The organism is Bradyrhizobium sp. MV1.5 (assembly GCF_055807615.1).
The window spans coordinates 1-10458 of sequence record NZ_JBVVPL010000080.1 but is presented as its reverse complement, the minus strand read 5'-3'; the positions used below and the strand labels follow the sequence as shown (position 1 = coordinate 10458).

General features: G+C 58.7%; 7 protein-coding genes and 1 pseudogene. All 8 read left to right on the top strand.

The features are described from left to right. The first annotated feature begins 1088 nt into the window (after positions 1–1088). A complete protein-coding gene (locus AC0L2J_RS34070; RefSeq protein WP_473395893.1) occupies positions 1089–1592 on the top strand; it encodes a thioesterase family protein in 504 nt (167 codons plus the stop codon). Between the two features lie 403 nt (positions 1593–1995). Further along, the gene (locus AC0L2J_RS34065; protein ID WP_473395892.1) at positions 1996–2880 is read left to right on the top strand and encodes a beta-keto acid cleavage family enzyme; all 885 of its coding nucleotides are present in this window, start codon (positions 1996–1998) and stop codon (positions 2878–2880) included. Positions 2881–3243: 363 nt separating this feature from the next. Then, entirely contained in the window at positions 3244–3663 is a 420-nt protein-coding gene (locus AC0L2J_RS34060; RefSeq protein ID WP_473395891.1) for an SDR family NAD(P)-dependent oxidoreductase, read from the top strand. A gap of 985 nt (positions 3664–4648) precedes the next feature. Further along, positions 4649–6730, top strand: coding sequence for an acetate--CoA ligase family protein (locus AC0L2J_RS34055; protein WP_473395890.1), 2082 nt, complete (start codon positions 4649–4651; stop codon positions 6728–6730). Next, positions 6723–7511, top strand: a complete 789-nt coding sequence (locus AC0L2J_RS34050) for a carnitinyl-CoA dehydratase (protein ID WP_473395889.1) — start codon at positions 6723–6725, stop codon at positions 7509–7511. Before AC0L2J_RS34055 ends, AC0L2J_RS34050 begins: the two co-directional genes overlap by 8 nt. Positions 7512–7750: 239 nt before the next feature. Next, positions 7751–8947, top strand: a complete 1197-nt coding sequence (locus AC0L2J_RS34045; RefSeq protein WP_473395888.1) for an acyl-CoA dehydrogenase family protein — start codon at positions 7751–7753, stop codon at positions 8945–8947. Between the two features lie 45 nt (positions 8948–8992). Then, positions 8993–10150 carry an acyl-CoA dehydrogenase family protein gene (locus AC0L2J_RS34040; RefSeq protein WP_473395887.1) on the top strand — a complete coding sequence of 386 codons (1158 nt, stop codon included), beginning with the start codon at positions 8993–8995 and terminating at the stop codon, positions 10148–10150. 237 nt (positions 10151–10387) lie between these two features. After that, positions 10388–10458: pseudogene (locus tag AC0L2J_RS34035) on the top strand (succinyl-CoA--3-ketoacid-CoA transferase); the annotation flags it as partial.

Genomic DNA, 10458 nt, shown 5'->3' with positions numbered 1-10458 from the left:
GCGACTACGCGGGACCAGCAGTACCTGACGGTTCCCGACGCTCATCCGAAGAACCTCAGGTGCTCTCGCCGAGATGCGCCAAATGGCAGCGACTAAGCGACTTTCGTACTACGGAAGTTTCTTCGTAACAGTGAGGCTTGCGTTGTGGCGCGATTTGGAGAGGCTGAAGATGGCGACGCTCGCTCCGGTTGATCAGCCCGAAGCTCGAGGCTGCACACTCAACGAGCGGCTGACGGGCGGCCAATTCCAAGCTGCGCTGCTAAATGCGGCGTCGAGGTTGGAGGAGCCGATTGTTTGCTGGCATCCAGAACGAAGGCAGCCATGTGGCGCGGTTCGACTGACGCCAATGACCGCGACTCGCAATGACTCGCACTGAACTCGCAGGCACCTGACACTGATCGATACCCGAGTAAACATTACGCCGACTTTCGTGTGTAAGGTTCAGGTACCGTGTCAGCCAGCGCGATGCGACGCGGCAATTCAGGCGACAGACGTTCTGAGGCCGTCGGGTCCATATAAGAACTGGGGCATTACGCCCAGCAGGCCGCTACCGCGACGGCAGGTTAATGCTCGCTTGAGCTTGCCCGGACATACATCCCTCTTTCCGAGAGGCAAGCATTTCCCAGGAGCCGGAAGGTAATCCGAGCTCCATGCCGTGGAAGGGGCCGGCATCGGCAATGCGCCCGTCGAACGCTGCTGATGAAGAACCGTCGCCCTGGCAATAACGCGCCTTGCTTCGCCCAGGCGCTGACGTGTTGTTTGTTTTTGAGCTCGCGTAGTGCATGACTTCTGTGAATCTGAGCGGACAATTGCAGGAAAAGTACGAAACTCTCCCTTTTAAAGAGTGATTTGAGCTCGTGCGACACTGTAATGTTCGCGTAACTCGGCGGCTCGCTGACTTGGCATGCACGGCAACTCTGTTCCGTACTAGTGCAAGTGAGAAGTGGAGGGAGCGGACGAGAGACAGAGAATCGTGGGGGTTCCGTGTTCTATTCCATTCGAAATTCCGTACGGCGCTTCCAGACGGCCGAGGCCCGGCTCTTCGGCGACCTTCCACGTTATGGTCGACCCAAGCGATGTGTTGGGTCATGAGCGACTTGGCGAAGCGCGTTGAGGGGGCGATGTTTATCTACCGCTGCAATGTCAGAACAGCCTGGCTCGATGTGAACGGGCATATGAACGCCCGGCCGTATTTCGAAGTATTTTCCGAGGCTGGCGATCTCGCTTGCCAGGATCTAGGGCTTGGTCCGTCCTATCTCAAGGACGGCTATTCGTTGTTCACCGGCGACTTCCACATAACCTATGTTCGCGAAATCCATGCCGGAGGAAGTCTAACGGTCGCTACGCGCATCCTTGATCTAGACTCCCGGCGATTCGTCCTCCACCAGGAGATGATAGACGACCGCCATGGAGGGCTGGCGGCGACGGCCGAGCAGCTGCAGCTCAACGTCGGCGTGGCGAGCCGAAAGGTCGAGCCGTTCCGGCTGGAGATCTTCGAGCGCATCCGGGAAATGCAACTTCGCGCGGGCGCGAGTCCGCCCCGCAATATCGGCCGCGTGACATCCCTGACGTCAGGTGCGCCCGCTCGGTGACTCGGCCGTTCCAAAGTTTTCGCGCCGGTGACGGCGTGCGGCCGGAGCATAAGCGGCGGCGTCGGAGTCAGGCGCTCATGCGAGAGGGAAGCTAACCGATGGACATTTCCGAACCTAGGATACTCGTGCGCGGGGTCAAGTCATGACCATCGTCCGTGCACCTGAGTGCATCCGGCGGGGCCACTTGCCTTGGAGTGGGGCTGATTGGCGCCAGGTATCTCGCGCTCTTTCTCACACGTGCGAGGGGATGCCGCCTTCGCGCTTCTTACAACGCTTGGCTTATCCTCGAGGGCGTCACCGCGCGTGCCGAGGATTGCGGCGCCCTGAGGTGATCGCATCGTCAGATATAAATTCATCCAGTGCCCCACGGCTCACTCTCTCGATAGAAACATAGGAGTTCTTAATGTCACACAAAGTCATCGTCACATGCGCGGTTACCGGCGGGGGTTCTGGGGTCCTTGCGAAGCATCCAAACATTCCCAAGACGCCGTCGCAAATTGCGGATGCAGCCTTGGAAGCCGCGAAGGCAGGAGCTGCGATAGTTCACATCCATGTCCGTGATCCGGAGACCGGAGCTCCCTCGAACCGTTTCGAACTTTATGAGCAGGTCGTGAAGAAAGTTCGTGACGCTTCTATCGATGTCATCATTAACCTGACTTGTGGGATGGATGGAACGCTGTCGCTCAATTCGCTTAATCCGGTAAAGCTTGGCGAAGCGACTGACCTCAAGAATCCCATGGCGCGCTGCCTTCACGCCGTAAAGTTGCAGCCTGAGCTTGCGACTTTGGATTGCGGAACCATGGCTTTCGGCGAGTCGATCTTTGTTGCGCGCATGTCCGACCTTCGAGAGATGGCGACGCATATGCGAGAGGCCGGCGTCAAGCCCGAGTTCGAATGCTTCGAACTCGGCCACATCGAGAATGCCAAGAAGCTCGTAACCGAAGGAAAGCTCGAGGGGGCGCCGCTTTTCCAATTCTGCTTGAGCACGGGATATGGCGCTCCTGGTAACCCGATTGTTCTAAAGGCGATGCGAGAAATTCTACCTTCGGGGGCTGTTTGGGGCGGATTCGGCTGTGGTGCCGACGAAATGATGATGGTCGGACAGTTGGTGGCAATGGGCGGGCACGTCCGAGTAGGATTGGAGGACAACATTTATCTCAGGCGTGGTGTGCTGGCGTCCAACGCGGACCTGGTCGACAATGCGGTCGGAATCATCGAGCGCATGGGCGCCAGCGTGGCCACGCCGGCCGAGGCGCGGGCAATCTTGGGCGTTGTGAAGCGCGGATAACTGCGGCCCATTTCTAGCGCGAAAAATACCTTCCTCGGCCCTGCGAGGCCGAGGATGTTTCCTCGATAGCCTGGAGTGTACGGCCATCATTTGCCGATCGCGGCCTGGCCTCCGTTGCATGCGCCCTGACCGCCCCGCGCGCTTCGGCGTGAGCACGGCTAGCATCATCTGCTCAGCCTTGGGTAGCGGAGGCAAAGCCAATTGTGGAGCAACACCTCGCATCGAGCCGAGGCGGGGCCACAGGTGGAAGGCGATCTTCGCGACGGTGCGGCGCCAGCTCGAATTCATGTGAAGCAATCGGACGCTTCTGGCCTATTCCGGCATGAGCGTGCTCTTTCCATGCTTTGATCCGTTCCGACCATAATGGGATCGCGCTCGTCCGGGCATGCTTGGCCGGGCTTCAGGGAACAGCTCCCTATAGATCGACTCGAGCTTTTGCCGGAAGACCTTTGGGACACGATACTCCGGGTGAACCTGCGTGGTGCTTACAGATGCAGCAAGGCCGCGGGTCCGGCGTTGAAGGCCGCCAACGGCGCGATCGTGAACGTTGCTCCGACGGCTTCGTTCGACGGCCGCGGCAGCACGTTGCCTTACGCTGCGGCGAAGACAGCGGTCGTCGCTGTTACGAAAAGCTTCGCGCGGGCCCTTGCGCCGGAAGTGCGCGTCAATAAAGCGCTGGCCGACACGGAGAGGCCTAGAATAGTCAGCCCCTGCAAGCAGCGCTCGACGGCGATCCGTGGCCTAGATGCTGGTGGCCCCTGCTCAGAAACTTGTAGGCCCTGAGGTTGGCTGGGCCGCAAGGCATCGACGAGCGCAGGCCGCTTGGCGCTCCACGCCTCTCGTAAGTTGGATGAACTTGCCCATAGAAAACCTGGAGTTTCCATTTGAAATGCGCGGTATCCAAGCCTCCAAGCGGACGTCGCGCGCCGAGCGCATTCTCGAACGCATACACCTCCAAGAGTTCGCCGATTAGCTTCCGTCACACGTCAGCGGCTGGTCGGCGATCCTGCTGCTGGATGAGACGCTGGGCTCGCTCGACCGTAATCTGCGTGAGCAGATGCAGGTGGAGATCAAAGAGCCGGCACAGTGACTGCGGCATTATCACCATCTGCGTCACGCACAATCAGGATGAGGCGCTAGCTCTGTCGGGCGGTTCGTGATGTGCACCGACAGGTCGAACAGGCCGACACGCCGGCCTTTAGGACCGACTGCCAGCGTCTTCGATAATCCCGGTTTCGAAGTCGAACGCGACCTCGCGCGCCGACGAGCAACATCGCGATGATGCGGCCGGATCGTGCCTTCGCCGCAGCGCCTGGCGGTACCGCGGCGCGCAGATAGCCGTCCGCGCCGAGATGCTAGCTTCATGGCTGTAGCCGGGAGTTTGTACCCGAACGGCGCCCCTGGAGTCGAGTTCATCGCGATCATGGCAGCTTCGCGTCCAGGTCAAAGTTTGCGAGTAAACCTGCGCCTGATGACGAGAAAGCGCAGAATTTCTACTCCGAAAGGGACTGGATTAGTGAATGTGGATCCCGAGGCCCAGTACGATAAATGCTATCGCGTTCTGCCGGCTCGGGACAGATCAATCTTTCGGCGAAAGGAGAAGGTGAGGATGATATCGGACGTCATTGCCCGGGCAAGGCGCCGCGTTGGCGCAGATCCACGTGAGCAATTCCGCGGTCCAGTAATGCTTGCGAGTGTGAGGAAGGCGCATCGGAGCCCAGAGCTGAATCACCTCGTGGGTGTCGCTGCGCCCTTTGGAGTCTGATCGATGACGAGATTGGAACGTCTTCTGCATCCGAACTCAATCGCCGTGTTCGGCGGGAGGCCCGCAGAGCGTGTTGTTAAAGAGTGTATCAAGATGGGCTTTGCTGGCCAAATTTGGCCGGTGCATCCCAGCAAAGACGAGGTGGCTGGCCATAGGGTCTACCGGTCTGTCGCCGATCTACCGGGGGCGCCGGACGCTGCCTTTGTCGGTGTAAATCGACACTTGACAATCGAAGTCGTAGAGGCGTTGGCCAAGCGTGGTGCCGGCGGCGCGGTCTGCTTCGCCGCGGGTTTTCTCGAAACTGCTGCCTATGATGAGGATGGAAAGAAGCTGCAGGCCGATCTTGTGGCGGCGGCCGCCCAGATGCCGATCATTGGTCCGAACTGCTACGGGCTGATCAACTACGCCGATGGCGCGCTGTTGTGGCCCGACAATCATGGTGGTGTCAGGCTGCCGAAAGAGGGCAAGGGCGTTGCCATCATTACCCAGTCTTCCAGCATCGCTATCAGCATAACGATGCAAAGGCGGGCGCTGCCGATCGCCTTCCTGATGACGGCTGGCAATCAGTCGCAAACTGGCCTTTCTGAAATAGCGATCGGGTTGATTGAGGATGAGCGCGTCACCTCCCTTGGCCTCCATATCGAAGCGTTTGATTCGGTTGCCGGCTTTGAGAAGCTGGCAGCCCGGGCGCGCGAGTTGAAGAAGCCGATCATTGCGATGAAGGTTGGTCGCTCCGAGCAGGCGAGGCAGGCGACCATCTCGCACACCGCGTCACTGGCCGGATCCGACGCTGCTTCTGGCGCCTTCCTGAAGCGGCTCGGCATTCCGCGTGTCGACTCCATTCCGGCATTTCTTGAAGCGTTGAAGCTGCTGCATATCACCGGAGCGCTGCCCGGCTATAGATTGTCGTCGATGAGCTGTTCGGGCGGTGAAGCCTCCCTTATGGCTGACAGCGCGGAAGGGCGCTCCGTGCATTTTCCACGCCTCACCGACCAGCACTGCGCCCGTGTCAAATCGACGCTCGGGCCAATGGTGGCGATTGCGAACCCGCTCGACTACAACACGTACATTTGGGGCAGTGAGCCCGCGCTGACGGAGACTTACACCGCTATGGTGTCGGGTGATTTCGACTTCAATATGTTGTTGCTCGACTTTCCGCGTCGCGATCGTTGCTCCAATGCAGACCAATGGGGGTTAGCGAATATGCGCGCCTTTGAGGCGGCGCTTAGGCACAACAAGGCACAAGGCGCGGTCGTGTCTACGATGCCCGAAAACCTACCCGAGGACTACGCGGTCGCGCTGCTGGCGCGCGGCATCGTGCCGTTGTTTGGTATTCCCGAAGCTATGGAAGCGGCTCAGACAGCAGCTTTTATCGGATCCGCTTGGCGCGAGACTCAGGCGCCCCCGGTCGACACCGCGGCTGCTGGCGAATCCAGAAGTAAACGAAGAGCTCTTGACGAAGCCGAGGCCAAGGAAAGGCTCCTCAACGAAGGTCTCCCCGTGCCAAAAGGCACTCGAGTTAGCAGTCCTGTGGAGGCGGTGAACTCGTCCGCCAGGCTCGGTTTCCCCGTAGCTTTGAAGGCTTTAGGTGTAAGCCACAAATCGGAAGTCGGAGCGGTGCGGCTGAATCTCAAGGACGCAGACGCCGTCAGCAGCGCGGCGCATGAACTCTTGCAGCTCGGCCCCGGGCTCTATGTCGAGCGCATGGTGAGCGATGGTGTCGCCGAGTTGATCGTCGGCTTCACCCGCGATCCGATGTTCGGCGCCGTCATGACTCTCGGCACCGGTGGCGTGCTGGTTGAAATTCTGGGCGACAGCGTGACGATGATGCTACCAGCCACCCGCAACGAAATCGAGACGGCATTGAGCCGATTGAAGCTTTATCGGTTGCTCGAAGGCTATCGCGGTCGACTAAAGGCCGATGTCCAGGCTGCGATCGGCGCCATCGCCGGTATAGCCGACTTCGTCCAGAAGAATGCAGGCGAGATCGAGGAGCTTGATATCAATCCGTTGATTGTCTGTGCGGAAGGCAAGGGTGCTTGGATCGCTGACGCGTTGCTGGTTGTAGGAGAAAATAATGACTGACGTTATCGCCACCCGCCGTGAAGGCGCAATCCTCGAAGTCACGCTCGATCGGCCGAAGGCCAATGCCATAGATTGGAAGACGTCCCGGTTGATGGGGCAGACTTTCAAGGCGTTCCGCGACGATCCGGAGCTGCGGATCGCGATCGTCAAGACGGCAGGTGACAAGTTTTTCTGCGCCGGATGGGACCTGAAGGCCGCCTCGGCTGGCGATGTAGATACGGTCGATCACGACTATGGCGTCGGCGGCTTTGCCGGCCTGCAGGAACTGCGTGACTTCAACAAGCCGGTAATCGCATGCGTTAACGGCATGGCCGTGGGCGGTGGCTTCGAGCTCGCGTTATCCTGCGACCTCATCTACGCGTCGGAGCATTCCACCTTTGCTTTGCCCGAAATCCGAGCGGGCACGCTCGCGGACGCAGCCACCATCAAGCTGCCGAAACGCATCCCTTATCATATTGCCATGGATCTCCTGCTCACCGGCCGCTGGATGAACGCGGCGGAGGCGCATCACTGGGGACTGCTGAACGAGGTGCTACCCAAGGAAAAGCTTGAGGATCGCGTGTGGGAGGTCGCGCGGCTCCTAGCTGACGGACCGCCGTTGGTCTTCGCCGCTATCAAGGAAACGGCACGCGTGGCTGAAGCGCTGACTTTCCAAGACGCTATGAACAAGGTGACCCGTCGCCAGTTACACACGGTAGATACTCTCTATGGCTCAGAGGATACCCGCGAGGGCCGCCGCGCCTTCGCCGAGAAGCGAGATCCCGTCTGGAGAGGGCGATAATAATCTCGCGGGAGGGCAAGGGCGGACTTCCGTTCATCTTATCCAGCTGAGTTGAGGTAACCTGGAAGCTCCGTCTCAAAGGATCAGATGAAATCTCCGCCTCATAAGATAAGTGCCGCTCGCCTGCTTGCGGCGTCATCATCAAAGCGCAGGAACATGGCGCAGGTCCGCCATCTGGTTTCCGGTCCAGGTCCTGCGCGCAGACTGCGATTCGCTGAATTCGCTGATTAGGAGGTTCAATGGATCTCGCGTTTACAATTGAAGAGCAAGCCTTCAGGGAGGAAGTGCGGCGCTTCCTGTCCGATAACGTCCCGCCGGAAATCCGACGCAAGCTGGCGGAGCGCCAACAGCTGTCCAAGGAAGAGATTGCTGCCCAGGCGCGTCTCCTCAACAACTGGGGCGTTCCAACTTGGCCGAAAGAATGTGGGGGAGCGGGTTGGACGCTAATCCAGCAGTACATTTTCGAAGAAGAGATACGAGCTTTTCCGGCGAGAGTGACTTTCGGAATGGGTGAGTCCCTGGTCGGCCCAGTGATCTACACGTTCGGTAATGACGCGCAAAAGAAATACTATTTACCGCGGATCGCCAATGTCGATGATTGGTGGTGTCAAGGCTTCTCAGAGCCTGGCGCCGGCTCTGATCTCGCATCTCTGAAAACGCGGGCGGTACGTAATCACGACCACTATGTTGTTAACGGCCAGAAGACCTGGACGACCTTTGGGCAGCACGCGAATTGGATCTTTTGCCTAGTCAGGACCAATCCCGATGTGAAGAAACAGCAGGGCATCTCCTTCCTCTTGATCGATATGAAGACACCCGGCATTACGGTGCGTCCCATTCAATTGATCGATGGCGGTTATGAAGTTAATGAGGTCTTCTTAGATAACGTCATCGTTCCGATCGACAATCTCGTGGGGGAAGAGAACAAGGGCTGGGATTACGCAAAGTATCTTCTGGGCAACGAACGGTTCGGCGACGCTGGCGTAGGCACTTCGAGGGAGCGCATCCAACGCGCGAAAGAGCTTGCATCCCGGACCGTTATTTGCGGTGAGCGACTCATCGATCAACCTGCATTCCGCGAGAAGGTCGCGGCGGTCGAAGTGCAACTGAAGGCGCTCGAAATAACCCAGCTTCGTGTGGTTGCTTCGGCATCCAAGCAGCAGAATGGTGCGCAAGACCCAGCAAGTTCGATCCTGAAATTGAAGGGTTCCGAAATCGAGCAGGCAGCGGCTGAGCTGATGCTTGATGTGATCGGACCTTATGCGCTTCCAGACCTCTCGCAAGAGGATCCCGAGCGTCTGGGTGAGCCTTCGGTCGGTCTTCACGGGATTCAGAGGATCGCTCCCACTTACTTCTACAGCCGCGCCGCCTCGATCTATTCGGGTTCGAGCGAGATTCAGAAGAACATCATCGCCAGGGCGATCCTTGGTCTATGAATGGCGAAGCACCGCTAGCGCTCCAAGGCTCAGGAGAATTATCCAGTGAATTTTGATCTATCGGACGAACAACGGCTCTTGATGGATAGCGTCGAGCGGCTGATGCTTGAAACCTATGACTTCGATGAGCGGCGCCGCTACCGATCCGAGAATCCGTACTTCAGCGAGGCCATGTGGAAGCGCTATGCCGAGATGGGACTGCTGGCATTGCCATTCTCCGAGGAACATGGCGGCTACGGCGGCGGCGCGATCGAGACGATGATCGTGATGGAGGCTTTCGGCAAGGCGCTGATCCTCGAACCCTACTTCGCGACCGTCGTTCTTGGTGGGGGTATCCTGCGGCACGGGGCAAGCGACGCGCAAAAGGCGAAGATCATCCCTGCTGTAGCAGAGGGCCGAATGAAGCTAGCGTTCGCCTATGCCGAGCCGCAGTCGCGCTACGATGTTTTCGACGTTGAGACAACGGCGAAGAAGGTTGGAGATGCATGGATCCTGAATGGTACAAAAGATCTCGTTCTCCACGGTGACGTGGCGGACAAGCTCGTTGTATCGGCTCGAACCTCCGGAAAGAGCCGCGACGAGAATGGAATCGGCTTGTTTCTCGTCGACGCCGGTGCCCCGCGTGTCAAGCGACGGGGTTATCCGACGCAGGATGGTCTGCGCGCAGCCGAGATCAGGCTAGAGAACGTCAACGTTGCTGCAGAAGACGTCATTGGCGATCCGGGGGGAGCATTCCCGGTTATTTCACGAGTGACGGACGAGGCGGTTGCAGCGCTCTGTGCGGAAGCGCTCGGCTGCTTTAACAAGATGCAGGCCATTACGCTTGACTACCTCAAGACGCGCGAACAGTTCGGCAAGAAAATCGGCGCCTTCCAGGCGCTGCAGCATCGAGCAGCTGACATGTTTGTCGAGCTTGAGCAGTCGCGCTCGATGGCGATTTTCGCCGCATTGATGGCAGGCGAGAGCGATGCTAGGGCGCGCGAGCGAGCGGTTTCAGCAGCAAAAGTCCAGATTGGCCGGTCAGCGAAAGCGTTAGGTCATGAGTCGATCCAGCTCCACGGCGGCATCGGAATGACGATGGAGTACAACATCGGCCACTATTTCAAGCATGTGATCATGATCGACACACTGCTCGGCGATGCCGACTATCACCTCAGGCGGCTCGCTGCACTCGGAGGTCTCAGCAACGAGCAAGCGCATTAAGCTTCCGTGCCTTGGCCTACGGTGGCGCACCGAACAAAATGGGCTCTCTACGTCCACTGATCAAGCTTTAACGCGGCGCGCTTTCGGAGCGTGGTCTCAGCTAGCGCAACCTTGTCATCAACGAGCACCAAAAAATGCGGGAAAGCGGCCCGACGAATGCACACCATTGAGCAGGTGCCTACCGTCATCAGAATCAGCGCACTGTGAGCATGTTCGCGCTTTATTGGTTAGATTTGCATGAACAAGGTCTATCCCGACGCCAAGTCGGCTCTCGAGGGCGTTCTGAAAGACGGCATGATGATCATGTC